This is a genomic window from Mycobacterium sp. (genome assembly GCF_032159565.1).
In the GTDB taxonomy this organism is placed as follows: domain Bacteria; phylum Actinomycetota; class Actinomycetes; order Mycobacteriales; family Mycobacteriaceae; genus Mycobacterium.
Map to the genome: position 1 here is coordinate 1 of NZ_JAVHWR010000106.1, position 20,714 is coordinate 20,714.

The 20,714-nt window shown below is 65.7% G+C and carries 26 protein-coding genes and 2 pseudogenes; 15 read left to right on the plus strand and 13 right to left on the minus strand.

Annotated elements, in window-relative coordinates; translation table 11 throughout:
- Positions 1-211 precede the first annotated feature (211 nt).
- From QOC76_RS12985 to QOC76_RS13000, 4 genes are all read left to right on the plus strand, one after another.
- Entirely contained in the window at positions 212-1,318 is a 1,107-nt protein-coding gene (locus QOC76_RS12985; RefSeq protein ID WP_526357243.1) for a glycosyltransferase, read from the plus strand.
- A gap of 25 nt (positions 1,319-1,343) precedes the next feature.
- On the plus strand, positions 1,344-2,036 hold the full coding sequence (locus QOC76_RS12990; RefSeq protein WP_526357244.1) for a YoaK family protein: 693 nt from the start codon (positions 1,344-1,346) through the stop codon (positions 2,034-2,036).
- A gap of 75 nt (positions 2,037-2,111) precedes the next feature.
- Positions 2,112-2,498 carry a cupredoxin domain-containing protein gene (locus QOC76_RS12995; RefSeq protein ID WP_526357245.1) on the plus strand — a complete coding sequence of 129 codons (387 nt, stop codon included), beginning with the start codon at positions 2,112-2,114 and terminating at the stop codon, positions 2,496-2,498.
- Positions 2,499-2,537: 39 nt separating this feature from the next.
- Positions 2,538-3,212, plus strand: a complete 675-nt coding sequence (locus QOC76_RS13000; protein WP_526357246.1) for an HAD family hydrolase — start codon at positions 2,538-2,540, stop codon at positions 3,210-3,212.
- Here the strand turns inward: QOC76_RS13000 and QOC76_RS13005 are convergent.
- The 3 genes and pseudogenes from QOC76_RS13005 to QOC76_RS13015 form a co-directional block, all read right to left on the minus strand.
- Positions 3,213-4,311 (minus strand): annotated as a pseudogene (locus QOC76_RS13005) (Rv2629 family ribosome hibernation factor).
- Between the two features lie 67 nt (positions 4,312-4,378).
- The gene (locus QOC76_RS13010) at positions 4,379-5,659 is read right to left on the minus strand and encodes a cytochrome P450 (protein WP_526357247.1); all 1,281 of its coding nucleotides are present in this window, start codon (positions 5,657-5,659) and stop codon (positions 4,379-4,381) included.
- A 9-nt stretch (positions 5,660-5,668) separates the two neighbouring features.
- A complete protein-coding gene (locus QOC76_RS13015) occupies positions 5,669-6,106 on the minus strand; it encodes a hypothetical protein (RefSeq protein WP_526357248.1) in 438 nt (145 codons plus the stop codon).
- 74 nt (positions 6,107-6,180) lie between these two features.
- Between QOC76_RS13015 and QOC76_RS13020 the strand changes: the two genes are divergently transcribed.
- Positions 6,181-8,106: a flavin-containing monooxygenase gene (locus QOC76_RS13020; RefSeq protein ID WP_526357249.1), complete on the plus strand. Its 1,926-nt coding sequence runs from the start codon at positions 6,181-6,183 to the stop codon at positions 8,104-8,106.
- 44 nt (positions 8,107-8,150) lie between these two features.
- Here the strand turns inward: QOC76_RS13020 and QOC76_RS13025 are convergent, their stop codons facing one another.
- From QOC76_RS13025 to QOC76_RS13040, 4 genes are all read right to left on the minus strand, one after another.
- Complete coding sequence (locus QOC76_RS13025) at positions 8,151-8,654, minus strand: nuclear transport factor 2 family protein (RefSeq protein WP_526357250.1); 504 nt, start codon at positions 8,652-8,654, stop codon at positions 8,151-8,153.
- Positions 8,655-8,727: 73 nt separating this feature from the next.
- Complete coding sequence (locus QOC76_RS13030; RefSeq protein ID WP_526357251.1) at positions 8,728-8,964, minus strand: hypothetical protein; 237 nt, start codon at positions 8,962-8,964, stop codon at positions 8,728-8,730.
- The gene (locus QOC76_RS13035) at positions 8,961-9,089 is read right to left on the minus strand and encodes a hypothetical protein (RefSeq protein WP_526357252.1); all 129 of its coding nucleotides are present in this window, start codon (positions 9,087-9,089) and stop codon (positions 8,961-8,963) included. Before QOC76_RS13035 ends, QOC76_RS13030 begins: the two co-directional genes overlap by 4 nt.
- A gap of 70 nt (positions 9,090-9,159) precedes the next feature.
- Entirely contained in the window at positions 9,160-9,345 is a 186-nt protein-coding gene (locus QOC76_RS13040) for a hypothetical protein (protein ID WP_526357253.1), read from the minus strand.
- A gap of 170 nt (positions 9,346-9,515) precedes the next feature.
- On the opposite strand from QOC76_RS13040, the gene QOC76_RS13045 reads away from it, so the two are divergent.
- Together QOC76_RS13045 and QOC76_RS13050 are read left to right on the plus strand one after the other, a co-directional pair.
- Positions 9,516-10,478: an alpha/beta hydrolase gene (locus QOC76_RS13045; RefSeq protein WP_526357254.1), complete on the plus strand. Its 963-nt coding sequence runs from the start codon at positions 9,516-9,518 to the stop codon at positions 10,476-10,478.
- A gap of 163 nt (positions 10,479-10,641) precedes the next feature.
- Positions 10,642-11,058: a hypothetical protein gene (locus tag QOC76_RS13050; RefSeq protein ID WP_526357255.1), complete on the plus strand. Its 417-nt coding sequence runs from the start codon at positions 10,642-10,644 to the stop codon at positions 11,056-11,058.
- On the opposite strand, the pseudogene QOC76_RS13055 reads toward QOC76_RS13050, so the two are convergent.
- Positions 11,055-11,517 (minus strand): annotated as a pseudogene (locus tag QOC76_RS13055) (SRPBCC family protein). The gene QOC76_RS13050 and the pseudogene QOC76_RS13055 sit on opposite strands and share 4 nt — an antisense overlap.
- 40 nt (positions 11,518-11,557) lie before the next feature.
- Here QOC76_RS13055 and QOC76_RS13060 point away from each other — a divergent pair.
- The 3 genes from QOC76_RS13060 to QOC76_RS13070 all read left to right on the plus strand — a co-directional run bounded on the left by QOC76_RS13060 (position 11,558) and on the right by QOC76_RS13070 (position 13,889).
- On the plus strand, positions 11,558-12,397 hold the full coding sequence (locus QOC76_RS13060; protein ID WP_526357256.1) for a class I SAM-dependent methyltransferase: 840 nt from the start codon (positions 11,558-11,560) through the stop codon (positions 12,395-12,397).
- 115 nt (positions 12,398-12,512) lie between these two features.
- A complete protein-coding gene (locus QOC76_RS13065) occupies positions 12,513-12,974 on the plus strand; it encodes a redoxin domain-containing protein (protein ID WP_526357257.1) in 462 nt (153 codons plus the stop codon).
- Between the two features lie 12 nt (positions 12,975-12,986).
- On the plus strand, positions 12,987-13,889 hold the full coding sequence (locus tag QOC76_RS13070) for a cytochrome c biogenesis CcdA family protein (protein ID WP_526357258.1): 903 nt from the start codon (positions 12,987-12,989) through the stop codon (positions 13,887-13,889).
- Here QOC76_RS13070 and QOC76_RS13075 read toward each other — a convergent pair.
- Positions 13,837-14,175, minus strand: a complete 339-nt coding sequence (locus tag QOC76_RS13075; RefSeq protein ID WP_526357259.1) for a hypothetical protein — start codon at positions 14,173-14,175, stop codon at positions 13,837-13,839. The genes QOC76_RS13070 and QOC76_RS13075 overlap by 53 nt on opposite strands.
- 84 nt (positions 14,176-14,259) lie before the next feature.
- Here QOC76_RS13075 and QOC76_RS13080 point away from each other — a divergent pair, with 84 nt between their 5' ends.
- The 3 genes from QOC76_RS13080 to QOC76_RS13090 all read left to right on the plus strand — a co-directional run bounded on the left by QOC76_RS13080 (position 14,260) and on the right by QOC76_RS13090 (position 16,023).
- Positions 14,260-14,547: a putative quinol monooxygenase gene (locus tag QOC76_RS13080; RefSeq protein ID WP_526357260.1), complete on the plus strand. Its 288-nt coding sequence runs from the start codon at positions 14,260-14,262 to the stop codon at positions 14,545-14,547.
- 145 nt (positions 14,548-14,692) lie between these two features.
- Positions 14,693-14,941 carry a hypothetical protein gene (locus tag QOC76_RS13085; RefSeq protein WP_526357261.1) on the plus strand — a complete coding sequence of 83 codons (249 nt, stop codon included), beginning with the start codon at positions 14,693-14,695 and terminating at the stop codon, positions 14,939-14,941.
- Between the two features lie 131 nt (positions 14,942-15,072).
- Entirely contained in the window at positions 15,073-16,023 is a 951-nt protein-coding gene (locus tag QOC76_RS13090; protein ID WP_526357262.1) for an alpha/beta hydrolase, read from the plus strand.
- Between the two features lies 1 nt (position 16,024).
- Here QOC76_RS13090 and QOC76_RS13095 read toward each other — a convergent pair whose 3' ends face one another.
- The gene (locus QOC76_RS13095; RefSeq protein WP_526357263.1) at positions 16,025-16,942 is read right to left on the minus strand and encodes a bifunctional helix-turn-helix transcriptional regulator/GNAT family N-acetyltransferase; all 918 of its coding nucleotides are present in this window, start codon (positions 16,940-16,942) and stop codon (positions 16,025-16,027) included.
- Positions 16,943-17,097: 155 nt separating this feature from the next.
- Here QOC76_RS13095 and QOC76_RS13100 point away from each other — a divergent pair, with 155 nt between their 5' ends.
- Entirely contained in the window at positions 17,098-17,982 is an 885-nt protein-coding gene (locus tag QOC76_RS13100) for a cyclopropane mycolic acid synthase family methyltransferase (RefSeq protein ID WP_526357264.1), read from the plus strand.
- 42 nt (positions 17,983-18,024) lie between these two features.
- The gene (locus QOC76_RS13105) at positions 18,025-18,588 is read left to right on the plus strand and encodes a lipoprotein LppJ family protein (RefSeq protein ID WP_526357265.1); all 564 of its coding nucleotides are present in this window, start codon (positions 18,025-18,027) and stop codon (positions 18,586-18,588) included.
- Here the strand turns inward: QOC76_RS13105 and QOC76_RS13110 are convergent.
- The 3 genes from QOC76_RS13110 to speB form a co-directional block, all read right to left on the minus strand.
- On the minus strand, positions 18,581-19,057 hold the full coding sequence (locus QOC76_RS13110) for a GNAT family N-acetyltransferase (RefSeq protein WP_526357266.1): 477 nt from the start codon (positions 19,055-19,057) through the stop codon (positions 18,581-18,583). The two genes, QOC76_RS13105 and QOC76_RS13110, sit on opposite strands and share 8 nt — an antisense overlap.
- Before the next feature lie 38 nt (positions 19,058-19,095).
- A complete protein-coding gene (locus QOC76_RS13115; RefSeq protein WP_526357267.1) occupies positions 19,096-19,473 on the minus strand; it encodes a thiol-disulfide oxidoreductase DCC family protein in 378 nt (125 codons plus the stop codon).
- A gap of 148 nt (positions 19,474-19,621) precedes the next feature.
- A complete protein-coding gene (speB, locus tag QOC76_RS13120; protein WP_526357268.1) occupies positions 19,622-20,674 on the minus strand; it encodes an agmatinase in 1,053 nt (350 codons plus the stop codon).
- Positions 20,675-20,714: the final 40 nt, after the last annotated feature.

The following is a 20,714-nucleotide window of genomic DNA, read 5'->3' on the forward strand; positions in this document are numbered from 1 at the left end:
CGGCGCCCCCGCCTCCGCAGCCACCGTTTCCGTTCACCACGGCAACGCCGTAACGCTGGCTGACGAACACTCGAGTCGGACGGGGGCGCCGCTCACTGTGGCGCGGTGCCCCGAACCCTGGGAACGGACCGAGTTGTTGTTCACGGGTCGTTAAGACACCAGTCGTTGAGGCGTCGCTGATGGCACAGACGTGCCAGTTCTCATTCAAGTCATGCGCGTAGTTCAGGTGGCCAATTTCTACGGCCCCCGCTCCGGTGGCCTGAGAACGGCTGTGGACCGCCTCGGCGCGGAGTACGCCGCCGCGGGCCACGAGGTGTTCCTGATCGTCCCGGGCCAAAACTCCGAACAGCTGGAATTGGCATCCGGTGTCACCCGAATTTCGTTGCCGGCCAGGTTGATTCCGTTCACCGACGGCTACCGCGCCGTATCGCCACGGCCGGTCAAGGCACTGCTGGAAGACCTGGAGCCGAACGCCATCGAGGTGTCGGATCGACTGACCTTGCGGTCACTCGGCCTTTGGGGGCGCCAACACGACGTCGCGACCGTGATGATCTCGCACGAGCGCCTTGACCGCCTCGTCGGACAAGTTCTTCCGCGTCGCGTGGCCCGTAGCGTCGCCGACTTCGCCAACCGCAGAACGGCCGAAACTTACGACGCCGTGGTGTGCACAACCGCGTTCGCCCGCGCCGAGTTCGACCGGATCCATGCGCCGAATGTGCTCACGGTGCCGCTCGGCGTCGACCTCGACCAGTTCCATCCCCGCCACCATTCGGCGACCATGCGGCTGACGTGGGCCGCCCGCGAGCAGCTTCTGCTTGTGCACTGCGGCCGTCTCTCGGTGGAGAAGCATGCACACCGGAGTGTCGACACCGTTGGCGTACTTCGTCATTCGGGTGTGGACGCGCGCCTGGTGGTGGTCGGGGAGGGACCGCTGCGGGCGCGCCTGCAGCGTCAGGCCGCCCGGTTGCCGGTTCACTTCACCGGCTACATCGGGTGCCGTGACACGGTGGCGACGATTCTGGCGTCGGCCGACGTCGCGCTTGCCCCTGGTCCGCACGAGACGTTCGGGCTTGCCGCGCTGGAGGCACTGGCCTGCGGCACACCGGCCGTCGTGTCGAGAACCTCGGCGCTGGCCGAGATATTGACCACCGACAGCGGCGCGACCGCCGACAACAATCCGCGGGCGATCGCCCACGCCGTGTCATCGATCATCAGCAGGCCGGAGGCACTGCGACGCACGAATGCACGGCGGCGCGCAGAGCAGTTCACCTGGCCGCGCGCGGCGGCCGGCATGCTGGGAGCGTTGGGCGCGGTATAGCTGCGCACTGCGTTAGTTTTGCCCAGTGGCGGACGCGACACGCAAACCGGTGGACACCGAGCGGTCCAGGACGCTGTGGTTTGCGGTACTGCTGACGCTGACGAACGGGTTCCTCGACGCACACACCTATATCGCCCGCGGCCACGTGTTCGCCAACGTGCAGACGGCCAATGTCATCTTTTCGGCGATCCATGTTTCGGAGCGGCAATTCTCCGCTGCGTTGGCGCATCTGTGGCCACTGCTGGCGTTCATCGTCGGCATGCTGCTGGCATCCCACATCAAGTCTGGTCGCATGGAGCAGATGCTGCCGCACTCGTTGCGCTGGACTCTCGGGGTTCAGGCCGTCGTCCTCGCGATCATCGGCTTCGTGCCCGCCTCGGTGGACCACAACTTCGTGACGGTGCCGATCTCGTTTCTGGCCGCGGTGCAGATCGGTCTGTTCCGCAACGTCGGTGACCTGGCGTACCTGCCCGTCGCCACCACCGGCAACCTCATGCGGTTCATGGAGTCGGCTTACGACGGTCTGGTCGAGAAGCGGGCAGAAGCGCGTCGCCCCCTGGTGGTCTACGGCACGTTGATCCTTGCGTTCGCCTGCGGGGCACTTTCAGGTGCACTGGCCACCGATGCCTGGGGTGTGCGCGCGATCTGGCTGGCCGCCGGCTTCCTTGCAGTCACGCTCTGCCTTTTCGTCATCGACGAACACGAATGGATACGGTGACCGAAAATCCGATTGGCTGAACCAATTCGACCGACTAATCGTGTTGAAGACAGGTCGACACAGTTAGGGGTGAGGATGAAGAAGATCGGTACGTTCCTCACGGCGATGGCACTCGTTGCGGCGCTCGTCACCGCCTGCGGCGGGTCGAGCAGTTCGGTCGAATCCACTGCGGCCGTGGCCGAAACGTCAAGCGCCGCCAACCCGACGGCCGTCACCGGACCGACGATAACCATTGCGAGCATGGCATTCGGCCGGCCGCTCACGGTCGGACCGGGCACCCAGGTCAACATCGTCAACAACGACTCGGTCGAGCATTCCGTCACGTCGCAAACCGCAGGTGCGTTCGACGTGCGCGTAGACGGCGGGAAGAACAAGACTCTCACCGCACCGACCGAACCCGGTCAGTACCAGTTCTACTGCGTCTATCACCCTTCGATGAAGGGCATGCTGATCGTCACGTAGCGGCGTTTAACCGATGCCGAGCGCGGGCACCCCGGGGCGATGTCTCATTCGCCCGCGGTGCTGTTCGACATGGACGGCACACTTGTCGACTCCAACTATCTGCACGTGCACGCGTGGACCCGCGCCTTCCACGATGTCGGCATCGCGGTCGAGTCGTGGCGAATCCATCGCTCGATCGGCATGGACGGGGCCCGACTGCTGCAGACGCTGTCGGGTGACGCCGACGACGACACGCAGAAGCGGGCCAAGGATCTGCACCTGCGCTACCTCAGGGAGGCCGCGCCGCTGCTGCGACGGCTACCCGGCGCGCGTGAACTACTGGAGCGGGTCCGCTCGCTCGACCTGCAGATCGTGCTGGCCACCTCGTCCAGTGAAGAGGAATTGGCGCTGACCCGCCCTGTCCTCGACTGCGAGGACCTGTTGACGGCCGCGACCTCATCGAAGGACGTCGACGTCGCCAAGCCCGAACCGACCATCATCAAGGTCGCACTGCAGCGGGCCGGGGCGGATGCGGGTGACGCCGTCTACGTCGGTGACGCCGTGTGGGACATCGTCGCCTGCGATCGCGCCGGAGTGCGCGCCATCGGGCTCCTCAGCGGAGGAGTTTCCCGTGATGAACTCGAGAACGCCGGTGCTGAAGCGGTTTTCGAGAACCCCCGGCAACTGGCCGACCACCTCGACGACACCTGCATCGCGGCGTTGGCGAATCGGTGATCACGTCACGGTGTAGCGCAGTATGGCGCCCACACCGTCAGCAGGCGCGATTGCCTCCGCGGCGGGCATCAGCGACGCGCCGATCGAAATGGCGACCATCGGCAGAGCTTCGTCGGCTCTCAACACCTGGCTCGGTGACTCGCCCCATTGCGACAACACGTCGGCGGACGGTGACACGGTCGCGAGGTCGTCGCCGGTGACCACCGTGGCATCACCCATGCCACCGATGATCAAGGTCTCGACCGCGGCGCCGCGAAGGGCCGGCGGTCACTCCGGCCAGTCCTACGGTGGCCAGACCGGACCCCGTCCGAGTTCGGCGGTGAAACGCTGCGCGACGTCTTCGATCGCCGCGCAGTGCAGACGCTCGAATTCTTCTGAGATCACTTGATGCAGTTGATCTTCGGCGATGTCGGTCCGCGCGCCGACGGTGAGCTCGACGGATCGTTGCGCGACCCGTTCCGGCAGCTGGCTGATGGAGTCCTTGCGGGACCGCACCTCGCCTACGACAAAGACGACGTCCGGTGAATACTCGTCGACGAGCCCGGTGACCCAGTCGGCCACTTCCTGAATGTTCTTGATTCGCGCATTGTCCGCCGTGCGCTGGGCGTCGCCGTAGCCCGACGTCTCGGCGCCGGACGCCTTGTGCACGGGATACTCCGTGCCGTCCACGCTCTCCTTGCGCACATCACCGTCGTGGCGGATTTCGATGTCGCCGCCGGCGTGGTCGAGCGCGACCACCGCGAACGCGGGCTGGTCGAAGCCGTGCTCGACGACGGGTACGAGATACGGGCAGCGTCGACACGCTAATTACGGGCAGCGGTGTCGGGCGTATGAGGTGTTGATCGAACAGCACGCCGTCCGCAGTGGTCACCACGGCTCCGCCGCTCTTGCCGACCGCCGGATCCGACCCTCGGACCGCCTGCTCGAGCCGGTCGCCCACGGCGGACTCGGCACCCTGTTCCTCCAGCGGTGCCCGCAGATCACGCAGCTTGATGTCCAGCTGAGTTTCCGCGTCCTCGGTGTCGTGTGAATCGTCGAAGTACACCGACGCATACGGCCCCTTCGCATTCATCAGCTGCCTGAAACGATCGGCTTGCATGGTTCTCCCGTATCCGGTGTCAGTCGCCTGCAGGGTCTGGGATGCTCAAACACGCGGCGTCAACCGTCTAGCGCGGGGTCCAGGCGACGGGCAGCCGCTTGATGCCGTGGATGAAGGCGGAGTGCAGCCGGTCCGGCTCTTCAGTGGCGGCGATATCGGGCAGCTGTCGGTGCAGTTCCTCGAACGCGACGGTGATCTCGCGGCGAGCGAGGTTTGCGCCGAGGCAGAAGTGCGCGCCTCCGCCGCCGAACCCCACGTGCGGGTTCGGATGGCGGCGCAGGTCGAAGGCCCACGGATCGGCGAACTTCGACTCGTCGCGGTTGGCCGAGCCGTACCACAGCGTGACCTTGTCACCGGCAGCCATCTTCACACCGCTCAACTCGACGTCACGAGTGGTGGTGCGGCGCATGTAGGCCACCGGCGAGGCCCAGCGCACGATCTCCTCGACCGCCGTCGCCGCCACCTCGTCGTAGTTGTTCCACCAATCGTCACGCTGCTCCGGGTACCGGCTCAACGCCAGCACTCCGTGGCTGATCGCGTTGCGGGTGGTCTCGTTGCCCGCGACGACAAGCAGGATGAAGAACGAGGCGACCTCGGCAGACGTGAGCCGCTCCCCGTCGAGTTGGGCCTGCACCAGGCTGGTGGTCAGGTCATCGCCCGGCCTGCCCCTCCGGTCGTCGGCCAGGGCCGTGGCATACGCACCGATGTCCACCGCGACCTGGAAGAACTCATCGAAATCCGTGGCGATGTCGGGATCGCCGAACCCGAGAATCACGTTGGTCCAGTGGAATATCCGTTCATGGTCCGGCTCGGGAATGCCCATCAAGTCGCAGATGATCTGCAGCGGCAGGGGTCCCGCGAGGTCGGCGACGATGTCACCCTTACCGTCGGGATGGTCCGTCACCATCTCAGCCACCAGGCGCCGGGCGCGGTCGCGCACCGAATCCTCGAGAAGCGCCAACACGCGCGGGGTGAAGGCGCTGCGGACGATGTTGCGCAGTCTGGTGTGCCGCGGGTCGTCCATCGCGATCATCGATCCGAAATACTCGGCCAGTTCGGCGGTCTGCTCGCCGATCGTGATGCCGGCAGCCGAACTGAAGATCTCGGGATGTCTGCTGGCGTAGAACACGTCGTCGTGTCGGGTCAAGACCCAGTGGCCGGGGCCGGAGTAGGACTCATCACCGACAAACGACTCGTGGAACGAAACCGGGGCCTCCCGGCGAAGGGTGGCGAAGGTGCCGTCACGGATGTCGTCGTCGAGGCCCCAGAAGTCCCACGAGCCGAGGTCGATGTCGGACAGCGGCACGTCGGGAGGAGCGGTGCCGTTCACCCTGGTCGCAATACCCACACCGGGAGTCTACGGCCGTCCTTCATGCCCGGGCCTACCCTTGGTCCGCCGCTTCTCCTTCATCTCGGCCTCGAAGACGTGCCGCGCGCCGTGCTGCAGTTCCTCCCGGACCCGCCGCTCGTGGTCGCGGAAGATTGACCAGTAGCTGTCGTCGAACTCCTCGACGATCTGAAAGGTCCATCGCCCGTGCAGCACGTTGCGACCGACCAGGTCGGTCTCCAACCGGTCGGCGACGGCGTCGTGCCCGGCGGCGCGCAGCTTGTCGCACGCCTCACCCAGGATCAGGTCGGCATGCCCGATGAGCTGATGAAACTCGTAGAGATGGCCACGGGCACGTTCGACGTATTCCAGCGCCTCGGAGACGGAACCGGCCGCCTCCACCGTCTCATCGCTGACCCCGTCGGGCCGGCGGCCGAGGTTGGCGCCGGACTCCGCTGACTCACTCACCGCCTCGAGGTACCCGGGTTGGGCACACTGCAATCGCCTGCGCCCGCTCAGCTTGGCGTGGTAGCACTTCAGTCGTGCGCAACCCACATGCCGGACAACCTTTTACGACCCCGGATGAGCAGATTGCCGAGGCGCTCCTCGACGTCAGCATTCCGACGTTGATGCTGTCTCTGGTGCACATGTCCGGCGACGCCGACTTGATCCGCGGAGAGCTCAAGCCCGCCGGGCTTTTCCTGAACGAGGTGCAGGGCTACATGTCCGAGGAGGACAAGGCCGCCGTTCGCAAGATCGCCTTGGAGGTGATCGCCGACTACCGCGACCGCGGCTGTCCCGAGCGCGAACCGATCGGCGCCGACCTGCTGCACGAGATGATGCAGTGGCTGGTGTGCGAGCCGGTGCAAGGGGAGTACGTACCGATGGTTCTCGAGGAGATGGAGCTCGATGGCCGCGACGCCCGCGCCGGTCCGACCTTGGCCAAGACCTCGCCCGAGGAGTTTCCCGTGGTCGTCATCGGCTGCGGCGAATCGGGGCTGCTGGCCGGAATTCGCTTGAAGGAAGCCGGGATTCCGTTCACCATCATCGAGAAGAACGCCGGCGTAGGAGGTACCTGGTACCAGAACACCTACCCCGGGGCGCGGGTCGATGTGCCCAACCACTTCTACTGCTACAGCTTCGAGCCGACCGATCAGTGGACACACTTCTTCGCCGAACAGCCTGAGCTGCAGGCGTATTTCGAGCGCGTGATGGACAAGCACGACATCGGCGGCCATGTGCTGTGGGAAACCGAGGTCACCGAGGCGTGCTGGGACGACGCCACCGCCACGTGGACGGTTCGTGCCCGCGACCGCAGCGGGAGGACGACAGAACTGCCGGCGCGTGCGGTGATCACGGCGGTGGGTCAGCTTGACCGAGCGCACACACCGACGATCGAAGGCCAGCGGGATTTCGCGGGACCGACGTTCCACTCCAGCACGTGGGATCACTCCGTGGACCTGCACGGCAAGCGCGTCGCGATGATCGGCGCGGGGGCGAGCGGCTTCCAGATCGCTCCCACCATCGCACCGGACGTCGAACACCTCACCGTGTTTCAACGCACCGCACAGTGGATGTTCCCGAACCCCAGCTACCACGAAAAGGTGGGCCAGGGCGTGCAATGGGCGCTGCGGCATCTGCCGTTCTACGGACGCTGGTATCGCTTCCTGTTGTTCTGGCCGGGGTGCGACAAGGGGCTGGACGTGGCACGCGTCGACCCTAATTATCCCGATCAGCAGACGGCGATCAGCGAGGTCAGCGAGATCACCCGGGTCATGTTCACCGAGTGGATCACCAGTCAGATCGGCGACGACTCCGACCTGCGAGCCAAAGTGGTGCCAGACTATCCGGCGACCGGTAAGCGCACGTTGCAGGACAACGGCAGCTGGCTGAAGACACTGACGCGCGACGACGTCGAGCTGGTCCGGACCGGGATCGACCACATCGAATCCGGCGCGGTCATCACCGAGGACGGCACACGTTATTCCGCCGATGTGATCGTGTACGCCACCGGTTTCGAGGCAACCAAGCTGTTGTGGCCCATGACCATCCGCGGGCGAGGCGGAGAAGTACTCGCCGAGCGCTGGGGTGAGCGGCCGTCGGCGTATCTGGGCATCACGATTCCGGGTTACCCGAATTTCTTCTGCATGAACGGCCCCGGAACCTGGCTGGCCAGCGGCGGAAGCCTGATCTTCCATTCCGAATGCCAGATGCGTTACATCACGCAGTGTTTGGAGCTGCTGATCGCAGGAGGGCACACGACAATGGAGCCGACTGTCGAGAAGACGGCAGACTGGCATGAACGCAGTCAGGCGGAGATGCGCACGATGGTGTGGTCGCAACCGTCGATCAAGCATTCGTACTACAAGAATGCGCACGGCGAGGTACACACGCTGAGCCCGTGGCGGCTGGTCGACTATTGGACCTGGACGCGTACACCGGACCCGGACGACTTCGTCGTCACTTAACCCTCTCGAACTACGCGTGACCCTCCTCAACTACGCGCGGGTGATCAGTCCAGGGCCCACCCCATGTTCTTGGCGAAGGTGCGGCCGTCGTCGGACAGGGTGCCGAGCCGATGGCATCGCTTGACGTACTCCTGCACCATCACCAGGAAGTTCATCGGGTTGTACGCGTCTTCTTCATAACTCCACTTGCCGTCGCCCGCGTACTTGAGCGCGGTGATCACCGGCGACTCGTGAATGCTTCCGTCACCCGGGTCCTTCATCCGATTCGGGATCCTTGCGATGACCCAGCCCTTCTCCTCGTCGATCGCGTACCACTCACAGGGGAAGAACGGCATTTCGCTGCCGGGAAACATGTTCATGGTCGAGGAGATCCATTCACGGATCTCCTCGCGGCCGCTGCGGTTGCCCATTCCGTGCTCGACGTACGCGGCGTCCTCGGTGAAATTGTCGGCATAGGTCGCCCAGTCCCACGTCTTGCCGATCTCGACGACGGCCTGTTCGTAGTCATGGAACGCTTTCTCCAGCTCTGCGCGTGACCATTGACCCATCGTCAGACTCCTTCGGCTGCAAGCTCGGGAACTGGATTCGTTGTACCAAAACCATGATCACCGCGGGGCGGAATCAGGAGACCGTCAACGTGCGCTCCCTCGGCCAGATGATGTTCCACGACTGGCGTTGTCCGGTCAGCAGATACGCGACCATGTCCTCGCCTATGTCGGCGATCTTGCGGGAGGTGTCGAAGTAGGACAGCAGCAGTCCGGGGTCCACAGCATCGGCCGCCGCAGTAGCGTGCGGGGCCGACGGCGGTCGCCGCGGCCAGCAGCATCGCACCAGCAGGGGCACTCTGAACTGCGTCATCGCCGCAACACCTGCGCGACAGCGCCGGAAACCAGCAGCAGCCGGTCATCGCGAAGCCTCACCCACCGCACCAGCAGCCAGACCAACAGCAGCCATTGCGCCGGTTCCAGCGAGTACGGCGTCAACCAGTGACCGGCCAGAGTGGCCCACAGGGCGGTTGCCTGCGCAAGCGCCGTGAGAACCTGTGCGCGACGGTCACATCCGAGTTCCCGCTATCAGCCCGGCCAGCAGGACCGCGCATCCGGTCGCCACCGCGGCGGGCAGAGCCGGCGCCAGTTGCGACCCGGGCGCGATCGCGTCCATCAGCGCGGCCAGCGTGGGCGCAGCGGGCGGCTGATCGGCCGATCCCCAGTCCAGGTGGTAGCGGCCGATGGCCAGCATGTACACCTCGTCGAACCAGTACCCTCTGCCCAAAGTGCTTGCGGCGCAGTGCAGACGGCAACAACAACCGCAATGGAACCGACGGCGCCTGCAGCGAACCGGGTGACGGGCCGATGGGTGGCGGTCTGGACCGCGGCAGTGGTCACGTACCGCCACGATACTGTCGGGCCATGGCACTCCGTCTCGACCCTCAGGTGCGGGAACGGATGGCTCGACTGTCGCGTGCGTTGGGGAAGTCGGAAGACCCTCCGGTCGGTGATGTCGAAACGCGGCGAATGAGCGGTCACCGCATGTTCGACTACGTCGGCGCCACCACGACACCTGCCGAAGGCGTCGAGATCGAGACGTTCTCTCTGCCCGCAAAAGACGGCACAGCGCTCAAGGCGACCTGGTACCGGCGATCGACGGGTCGGCCGCCGGGCAGCGCGGTGCTGTACCTGCACGGTGGCGGGATGATCCTCAGTCTCGATCACATCGGACGGATGTACGAGATCGGGACACGCAGATATGTGGCCGCAACGGGGGTTCCGATGCTTGTCGTCGATTACCGGGTGGCGCCCGAGCACCCGCATCCCACACCGGTCGAGGACTGTTATGCGGCGCTCGAATGGCTGGCCGGGCAGGCGACGACGCTGGGTTTCGATCCGGCCCGGTTGGCCGTGATGGGCGACAGCGCAGGTGGTGGGCTGGCCGCCGGTGTGTGCCTGATGACGCGCGACCGTGGTGGCCCCGCCGTGGCGCAACAGCTGCTGATCTATCCGATGCTGGATGACCGGCCTTCGGCGCCTGACTCCGCCTTGCTGCGGTTCCTCACCTGGACTTACGACGACAACCTCACCGGCTGGGGGGCGCTGCTCGGCGACGCAGCCGGTGGTGCCGACGTGTCGCAGTATGCCGCGCCCGCCCGCGCGGCCGACCTGGCCGGGCTTCCCGACACCTACATCGACGTGGGCGATCTGGACCTCTTCCGCGACGAGGACATCACCTACGCACGCAGGCTGTCCGATGCCGGAGTGCCCACCGAGCTTCATCTGCATCCCGGTTGCCCGCACGCCTTCGAAGCGCTGGCCGACGGTACCGACGTTGCGGAGCGGGCGATCAACGACCGCATCCGCCGCCTTGAGTCCCTGTGACCACGGGAAGGTAACGGTCGGTGAGCGCCGCTCGATAACCCGGTCGGGGTCGTGGCTTGCGGTCATGCCACTTGCTGCAGGCCAGGGGAATGACCGGTGGCGCATGCGCGTCGAAGAGGTGGGAACGATTCGGCATTCGCGTCACCCCAACGAGGAGTTGAGAATGAAACTCGCCAGGACAGTGGTCAACGCTGCGGTCGTCGCTGCGGTCGGCCTCGGGGCCGGGCTGGGCTCGGGCGTGGCGTCGGCCAAGCCGGGACACGGAAACGACATCGATCGGCCATGCTTCCCATTCTGTGAGAATCGGCGCGACCACAACGATTGGAACGACTTCAACCACGCTGACTTCGACAGGGGTCCGTGGTGGGCCAACAATCGCCACGACTGGTGGGACGACCGCCAGGGCCCGCCGCCGTGGGGATGGGGTCCGCCGCCGGCATACCAGTGGGCCGGAGGCCCGCCGCGACCGTTCAACTACTGGGGCTACGACGTCAACCCGGTGTGGGATGACGGCTTCCATCAGTGGGGGATCTGGCTGTTCGGCCTGTGGATTCCGATCTTCGGCATCGGCTACGGCTAAGCCGACGGGGCCTCCACCACGGCCTTGATCCGCTCCAGCGTCTTGCGCATGTCGCGTTTGTTGCGCCGCGTGCGGAGTTGACCGCCGAGCATCGCGAAGAGCTTGGTGAACAAGGCTGTCGTTCATCCGGAACGATTCGGTGACGTCGGTGCCGTCGTCCGTCGGCGTGAAACGGTAGTGCCAGTTGTTGACCGGCCGGTCGCCGACGAGCACCTCGAAGCCGAACTCCCGGCCCGGCTCGCAGGCAGTGACCCGGCACGTCGTCCAGTAGACCGGACCGATCTCGTTTCGCCGTACGTGTCCACGGAACCGTGCGCCGAGCGCGGGTCCGGTGGCGCCGTCCAGCCATTCGGCCTCGATCACCTCCGGCGAGAACTTCCCGGTGTTGCGGACGTCGGCGACGATGTTCCAGACCTCGTCCGCCGGTGCCGCCATCGGAACTGTCACAGATGCCTGCATTGCGACCTCCTTAGTTGCCGGTATCACGTTAACTGTGCGGGTGAACGACTGGAGCGGCGAGGACTACTCCAAGATCAGCTCGCTGCAGCGGGCGATGATCGAGGCGGCCACGGCGAGCCTCGTGTTCGCCGACGGGGACCGCGTGCTCGACGTCGGTTGCGGCGACGGCCATCTCACTCATGAGATGGGGCGCATGGTGTCGTCCGGGTGCGCGATCGGCGTTGACCCGTCGAAGCGAATGATCGCCACGGCGCACGCCGTGGGCGCGCCGACGACGTCGGGACCCTGGTTCGTCATCGCCGACGCCCGCAGGCTGCCCTTCGGTGAGCACTTCGACGTCGTCGTGTCGTTCAACGCCCTGCACTGGGTGCCCGAACAACAGCAGGCGCTGCGGCAGATCGCATCGGTGCTGCGGCCAGGGGGCTGCGCGGTGATACAGGTGGTCTGCGCGGGGGAGTGCCAAAGCCTGGAGGAGGTAGCGATGCAGACTTGCCGAAGTCCCGGCTGGGCTTCCTTGTTCGACGGGTTCGCCGCACCCTTCGTCCACGTCGAAGCGGACGCGTACGGCGAGCTCGCGGCGTCGGCGGGACTCACCTTGACCAAGCTGACTGTCACCGATCGCGAATGGGATTACGGTTCGCGCACCGGGTTTCGGCAATGGTGTGCGGTCGGCAGGACCGCATGGACAGATCGCTTACCAGTCGAGGACCGCGGCTTGTCGTCGACGCGCTCGTCGATGCGTACGAGCCCGTTGCGGGCGGGACCGCTCTGTTCCGATTCACCCAGATGCGGGCCGAACTCCGACGCTAGGCGGCCATCTCGTCGTACAGCGGCGCCATCCGGTCCAGCAACCAGGTCTTTCGCGTTCGCGGGGGATTGAACCGGAAACCGGAGGAACTCGTTCTACCTAGTGTCACCCCATCGGTGTGTGGGCGCAGGGAGGAGTCGTCATGTTTGGTCGTCTACTACATTCGAGTAGGTCGCTGGCTGTGGCTATGGCCGCTGCCGTCGTCGCGGTGTCGTTGAGCTGCCCACCGGCGGCTCTGGCCGACGATCGCCTCGACTTCACCGGAACGATGCTGAGCGGCGCGCCGTTCAACGGGTCCTCACTGCAGGGCAAGCCTGCGGTGCTCTGGTTCTGGACACCCTGGTGCCCGTTCTGCAATGCCGAGGCACCGTCGGTGAGCAGCGCGGCGGCCGCCAATCCCAAGGTCACCTTCGTCGGGGTGGCCGCGCGCTCCGACGTGGCGGCGATGCAGGGCTTCGTGTCGAAGTACAATCTCGGTTTCACCAATCTCGACGACGCCGACGGTTCCATCTGGGCGCGTTACAACGTGCCGTGGCAGCCGGCGTATGTGTTCTATCGCGCCGACGGCACGTCGACGTTTGTCAACAACCCGACTTCGGCGATGCCTGCGCAGGAACTGCAGGAGCGGGTCTCGGCACTCACCGCGTAACCGGCGCGCCGCGTGCAGCAGGATCTGGTCGGGCTGGCGTTCGCCGCCGGGTTGGTGGCCGCGCTGAACCCGTGCGGTTTTGCGATGCTTCCCGCCTACCTCGCGCTGGTGGTTCGGAGCAGCGACGAGGGCGGCGCTGCGAGCGCGGTGGGCCGCGCCGTCGCGGCCACCGCTGCCATGACGCTTGGCTTCCTCGCCGTGTTCGGCACATTCGGGTTCCTCACGGTCTCTGTGGCCTCGACGGTTCAGAGATACATGCCCTACGTCACCGTGCTGGTCGGCATCGCGCTTGTGGCGCTTGGCATCTGGCTGACGTCGGGCCGTGAGCTGATAGTGTTGCTTCCGAACCGGTTGGCCGACAACGCTTCCCGGGCGCCCACCCGCAGGCTCGGATCGATGTTCGGCTATGGCGTCGGCTATGCGATCGCCTCGCTGTCGTGCACCGTCGGCCCCTTCCTCGCGGTGACAGGTGCGAGTGTCGGCGCCACATCCACGATCGGCAGGCTGTGGGTGTATGTCGCATACGCGGCCGGGTTCGCGTTGGTCGTCGGTGCGCTGGCCGTTGCGGTCGCACTGGCCGGCGCGGCACTCGTGGAGCGGATGCGACGAATACTGCCCTATGTCAACCGAATCGGCGGCGCGGTGCTGATCCTGGTCGGCATCTACGTAAGCTATTACGGCTACTACGAGGTGAGGCTGTTCAACGCGAACGGCAACCCCGCGGACCCCGTCATCGCGGCGGCCGGTCGCCTTCAGGCGGCCATCGCAGGCTGGGTTCATCAGCATGGCGCATGGCCGTGGATCGCGGTCCTCGGGGTGCTCGTACTGACCGGGGCGCTCTGGGGGCGGGCGAGGAGCAGCGCTACTTCGCGACGGTCCTGTGCAGATCGGGCCACGGCGGTCGACGAACCATAGCCAGCGTCGCGAAAGTCGCAGCGATCAGCCCGATCAACTCGCCCATCAGCGCTATGCGGGTCGAATCGACGGCAGGAACCCAGGCCGCTTCACCGTTCTTGACGACGAACACGCCGACGGGATTCGCCGTCAGGCGCATGTCCGTGTCGGTCGCGCCCTTGGTCCGCCCGCGCACTTTGGCAACGGGCACGACTGTCACACCGTCTTCGAGTTGGTACGGCTGCCCGTAGACCTGGGCGGCGGCGGGGTCGGGCACGATCGAGTCGAGAGCATCTCGCGGTTTCATTCGCGTTCCCTTCGGTTTCCGTCGATGACTCGATGGGTCTTGGCTGGTCCCAGTTCTACTGACCCAACGAGAAAGGAGCACGCCATGGTGATCGTCGCAGGGCATCTGATCGTGGCCCCGGAGGTGCGCGATGGCTATCTCGCGGGCTGTGCGGACGTCGTCCGGCAGGCCCGCCGCGCGCCCGGTTGTCTCGACTTCGCGATCACAGCCGATTTGCTGGATCCGGCTCGCATCAACATCTTCGAACGATGGAACTCCCAAGACGCCGTGGAAGCGTTTCGGGGGAGCGGTCCCAGCGCAGACCAGGCCGACAGGGTCGTGACAGCCTCGGTCTCGGTGTACGGCGTGACCGAGGAGCGAGGACTCACCTAGGCCGCTGGCAACTTGGGTCGGCGGCTTAACATCCAGCATGCGAAATTGCCCCACCCGAGCAGCAACATCGTCCTACACTTTACCGGCAGAGGCGCCAATAAGAACTGCCACCGAAAGGCGCCCGATCGAGACAACGGGGACAGCCATGACCGTCTCAACTGCTCATCGCGTGATCGACGCCGCCGAGTCGGGGCAACCCGCCACTGTGAGCGCGTTGCTCCGACAGCTCGGAGTGGCCCACACCTGCGCCGAGAAGCAGAAGGCCGCCCTGGCGCCGTGGATGATGCTCCACGAAGCCCAGCAGCCGCTGCGGATCAGCTTGTTGCGGAACGGCTACGGCCTGCTGTTGAAGGAGATCGACGCGAAACGGGCCGGGCCGGCCGGCCTGGTCTGACCTCAGCGTCGACGTTGTCGTCATCCCCGACTGGGATGGCTGTTGCCTGCTCGATCGAATCCTGTAACCGCTGCCTCCTGATCGACGATGTTCAGGTTGTCGGGGCGCTACGCATGTCAGGAAGTAATGCCATGAAAGTCCTCCGCCGATTCTTCTCCGCCGCAGCGGCGGCAACCGTTCTCGCAGGTCTGATCGGTGTGCTCGGTGGCACGCCGACGGCGGCCGCGGCACCCGAGGTACTGAGCGTGCCGTCGCCGTCGATGGGTCGCAACATTCAGGTTCAGTTTCAGGGCGGCGGACCCCATGCGGTGTATCTCCTCGACGGACTGCGCGCGCGGGACGACCGCAACGGGTGGGACATCGAGACCGGCGCGTTCAGCTGGTTCGACGGGTCCGGGCTGTCGGTGGTGATGCCGGTCGGCGGCATGTCGAGCTTCTACACCGACTGGTACCGCCCCGCGGTCGGCAATGGCACCACCCAGACCTACAAGTGGGAGACGTTCCTGGCATCGGAGCTTCCGGGTTGGCTCGCGGCCAACAAGGGTGTCAGCGCGTCCGGCAACGCGGTGGTCGGGCTCTCGATGTCCGGTGGTGCGGCCCTGGTTCTGGCCGCCTACCACCCTGGTCAGTTCGTCTACGCCGGGTCGCTTTCCGGTTTCCTCAACACGTCGAACAGGTTTTGGCCGGTGCTGATCGGCATCGCTATGGCCGATGCGGGCGGTTTCAACGCCGTGGACATGTGGGGTCCCTACGGTGGCCCGGCTTGGCAACGCAACGATCCCATGCTGCAGATAGGACGGCTCGTCTCCAACGGGACCCGCATCTGGGTTTACAGCGGCAACGGCAATCCGACCGATCTCGACGGCGGTCTGGGCAACGCTGCGATTCCGGCTCAGTTCCTCGAGGGATTGACGATCAACACCAACAAGGAGTTCCAGGCCCGCTACCAACGCGCAGGCGGCGCCAACGGGGTTTTCGACTTCCCACCCAACGGCACCCACAGCTGGGGCTACTGGGGCGGTCAGTTGCAGGCCATGAAGCCCGACATCCAACGCGTGCTCGGCGCAACGCCCGCCGTGTGACCTACAAGTCACGCGACCAGTACTCACCGACCAGGTCACGGCCGAAACTGGTGTGGGGCTCACTTCGATCGAGCTGGAAGCCGGCCCGTTGGTAGATCCGCCGGGCCGCAGCGAGAACATCGTTGGTCCACAGCGTGATTCGCGTATAGCCGGACCGCCGGGCGAACCGCAGGCACTCGTCCACCAGCCGGCTGCCGACGCCTGCACCACGTGCCTGGGGTTCGACGAGCAGTAGACGCAACTGTGCGGTGCCCGGCATCCCAGAGGCCGTGCAGAAGATGCAACCGACCCGTTCGCCGTCGAGTTCGGCGATCCACGCGGCTTCCGATGTGGCGTCGCGTCGCTCACCGAAGTCGGCCACGATGCGGGCGACCAGCGCCTCGAAGCCGACGTCCCAGCCATGTTCAGCGGCGTAGCGGGTGCCATGGCGCTCGACAACCCACCCGAGGTCGCCCGGTCCCGGCGCGCGCAGGACGAGCCCCGCGGCGGTGTGTTCGTCGTCCAGCACCCGCCGGATCCGGCGCATCGCGGTCACGAGTTGCGAGCGCTGGTCATCGTCCAGCGGATCGAGCAGGCGGTCGATCGCGTAGGCCTGCAGCGCGTCGGTCTGCGCGAAGGCGGCGTGACCCGCATCCGTCAGGCGCACGAGCCGGCGGCGCGCGTCGGTGGGCGATGGCTGCTGCTCCACGAGTCCGTCGGCGATGAACCGGGACAGGATGCGACTCAGATATCCGGCGTCGAGGTCGAGGGTGCGTCGCAACTCCATCACGGCCATCTGATCGGCGTGGGCCAGTTCGTACAACACACGGGCCTCGGTCAGGCCGAACGCGGAACCGGCCAGTTTCGGCCGCAGCAACCCCAGCATGCGGGTGTAGAAGCGGTTGAATCCGCGGACCTCGTTCACGGTGGACACCGACATTGTTGACATAGTCGAACTATTACTTGACGTCGTCAACTACTGCCCGAAGCGAGGGCTGCCAGCCGAACCCGTTATCCTCTACGAAACCGACATCGGCCGAAAGACCGCGCCGACCGTGCCTGAAAAATCCATTTCAAGCGCCGAAAGGCTTTACCTTGCCAAAGACACCGACGGACTCCCCGAACCTGGAGCCGCACTTCGAGGACGTCCAGGCGCATTACGACCTGTCCGACGACTTCTTCCGGCTGTTCCTCGATCCCACGCAGACCTACAGCTGCGCCTACTTCAAGCGCGACGACATGACGCTGGAGGAAGCGCAGATCGCCAAGATCGACCTGTCCCTCGGCAAGCTCGGCCTCCAGCCCGGCATGACGCTGCTCGACATCGGCTGCGGCTGGGGCGCCACGATCAACCGCGCAATCGAGAAGTACGACGTCAATGTCGTCGGCCTGACCCTCAGCCGCAACCAGCAGGCCCACGTCCAACAGCTACTCGACGACCAGGCCGGCCCACGCAGCAAGCGGGTCCTGCTGCAGGGCTGGGAGCAGTTCGACGAGCCGGTGGACCGCATCGTGTCGATCGGCGCCTTCGAGCATTTCGGCCGCGACCGCTACGACGAATTCTTCCGGATGGCCCACTCGGCGCTGCCCGACGACGGCGTCATGATGCTGCACACGATCGTCAAGCCCAGCGATGAGGAGTTCAAGGAACGCCAACTCCCCGTCACGATGACCAAGCTGCGGTTTTTCAAGTTCATCATGGACGAGATCTTCCCCGGCGGAGACCTGCCTCAAGTCAACGTTGTCGAAAATCAGGCCACCAAGGCCGGCTTCAAGGTTGAGCTCGTGCAGCCGCTGCGCCTGCACTATGCGCGCACTTTGGACATCTGGTCGGCCGCACTGGAGGCGCGTAAGGACGAGGCGATCGCCATTCAGTCCCAGGAGGTCTACGACCGGTACATGAAGTACCTGACCGGTTGCGCGGATCTCTTCCGCGAGGGCTACACCGACGTCTGCCAGTTCACTCTGACCAAGGCCTAGCTCTTACGGTCTTGCTCATCGCCGCCGGCGTACTTTGACCGTATGACCGGCGAAGACGGTTACTGGCTTCGGACTTCGACCGCCAAAGCGCTGATAATTTCCGCGCTCGCCATGTGCTTTATCCTCGGCACCGGCTTCATCGTCATCAACACGTCGCACAGGGCCGGACATGGCCCGCTCGGCGACTCCGCCCCGATGACTGACGAACAGTCCACGAACCAGGTGGTGGACTCGGCCAGGCAGATCGTCGAGGCGGCCCGGCTGCAAGCTGTCAGCGGCAGCTCCATCTTCTTGTCCTGCACCAGCCTGCGCGACCCGCCGTTTCAGGCCGCCGTTTATCTCAACTTCAAGCTGCCCGATGCCAATTCGGTCAAGCACATCCGCGAGGTAGCGGCCGCCATGTTGGCGCACGGCTGGCAGGAGGCACCTTCGATGGGCGAGCACTTCGGCTTCAAGCTGACCAAAGACGGTGTCACGTCAACATTTCACGAGAACCCCGACAAACCAGGTTTCGGAGCCATGCGCATCTACGGCGAATGCCGCAACACCTCGGATCACGGCAACGACAATCCGGCCTTCACCGACATCACCGACCGACTCAGCTGAGGCTGCGCTGAAGCAGCAGGGTGTCCAGCCAGCGGCCGTGTTTGAAGCCGACCGAGATCAGCCGGCCCGCGTCGACGAAACCCCGATTGCGGTGCAGCGCAAGGGAAGCGTGGGCATCGGAGTCTGCGATGACGGCGATGACCTGCCGGACACCGGCATCTGAGCAACGCACCAGCAGACCGTCGAGAAGGCGGCCGCCGATGCCGCGGCCCGCGGCCTCGGGCGCGAGGTAGACCGAGTCTTCGACCGTATGCCGGTAGGCGGGTCGCGACTTCCACTGCACGCAATACGCGTAGCCCGCGACGACGCCGCCGGTCTCGGCGGCGAGAAACGGCAGCCCGCTGTCGACTACGGTGGCGAACCGGCGGCCCCATTCCGGACCGTCCGGAGGATCCACTTCGAAGGTGGCGAAGCCGGTCAGCACGTGGTGGGCGTAGATAACGCCGATCGCATCGAGGTCGTCCGCCATCGCGGACCGGATGATCGGTTCGGTCGTGCCCAATTCGGTCAGCAGGCGACCGGATGCGACTCGCAGTACGGCGTTGTGCCGGGGAAGCGGTAGCGATGGTCGGCGACCCATCGGTAGACGGCGTTCTGAAGAGCCTTCATGCCGGGAACCCGATACACCCGCAGCGGAAGGCTGGTACCGAGCGCTGCCGACACGGCCGCGTTGGCGGCCTCCGCACCGCCGTACACCTGACCGGACGGATCGAGCCACCACACCTTCTCCATGAGACGGTCGGGTGAAATCCTCAGCCGCTGCGCCGTGCCCGGCGCCTGGAGCGGTTCGGTTCGCAAGTCGCCCGTGCGGTTCAGTTTGAGCAGGAAATCCCTGGATCGGGTGCACATCCCGCACGCGCCGTCGAAGAACAGAACACCACTCATGACCTCATTGTCCTCCGGTGACAGCTCAGCCACCGCTTGCCGGGCGGATGTGACCGAACTGACCCGCGGCGCGCTTTGGCCGGGATAGCAAGCGCCGCGGGGTTCCGTCGGGGTCGCACCATCGCTCGGTGGCGGCGTTGGGAGCCGGTCAAGCAGGTCCACGCGCGGGCGGACCGGGCGGCGTCGGGTCCGGCGCGGAGTCTCGACGGCGGGCGGCCATGCCCGCGAGGGCCTCGAAGACCACCCGGTGCGCGGCGTTGACCGTGAGCTCGGCGTGGTCATAGGGCGGCGCGACCTCGACCACGTCGACGCCGGCGATGTCGTGCTCGTAGCAGAGCTGACGAACCATGCGCAGGAGGTCGGCGCTGGTGATGCCGCCCGGCTCCGGCGTGCCCGTGCCGGGTGCGTGTGCAGGGTCGAGCACGTCGATGTCGACCGAGACATACAGCTTGTCGGCCTTCGCCAGCGCTTCACCGACGGCATCGCGCATGACGTCCTTGAAGCCGCGTTCCCAGATCTCCTGCATGGTGTGCCACGTCATGCCCTGCTCGAGCATCCACTCGAAGGTGTCCTGCGGCGGCCAGTATCCGCGCAGGCCGACCTGGACGAAGTGGGTGCCGGGCACCGCGCCGGATTCGATCAGCCTGCGCATCGGGGTCCCGTGGCTGGCCAGGTTTCCGTCGATGATGTCGGCGGTGTCGGCGTGCGCGTCGAAGTGCACGATGCCGACGTTGCCGTAGCCGTGCACGTCGGCGACCGCCGTTGCGGCGGGCCAGGTGATCGAATGGTCACCGCCGAGAATGACCGGCACGATCCCGCGGGACGCCACCGCGTGGACGCGCTCGCGGATGTTGCGATGCGATACCTCGGTCAGGCCGTGCGGGCAGAACGCGTCGCCGAAGTCGACGACCTCCAGCCAGTCGAAGATCTCCAGCCCCAAGTCAAGGTGATACGTGCCCGGCTCGTACGCCGTGGCCCTGATCGCCCGCGGGCCGAACCGGGCGCCCGGCCTGTTGGTCGTCGCGATGTCGAACGGTGCCCCGACGATCGCGACATCGGGCCGCCAGGACTCGAGTTGCTCGACCTCGGTCAGGAACGGCCGATGCCCGAACGACGCGAGACCGGAATAGGGGAGGTCGAGTTGCTCGGCCATTCCCGGCGGCAGGTCCCGCTGCGGCCCATGGTCGTGCTGATCGCCCATGGGCGTGACAGTACCGCCCGACGCGCGTCATCATCGCGAT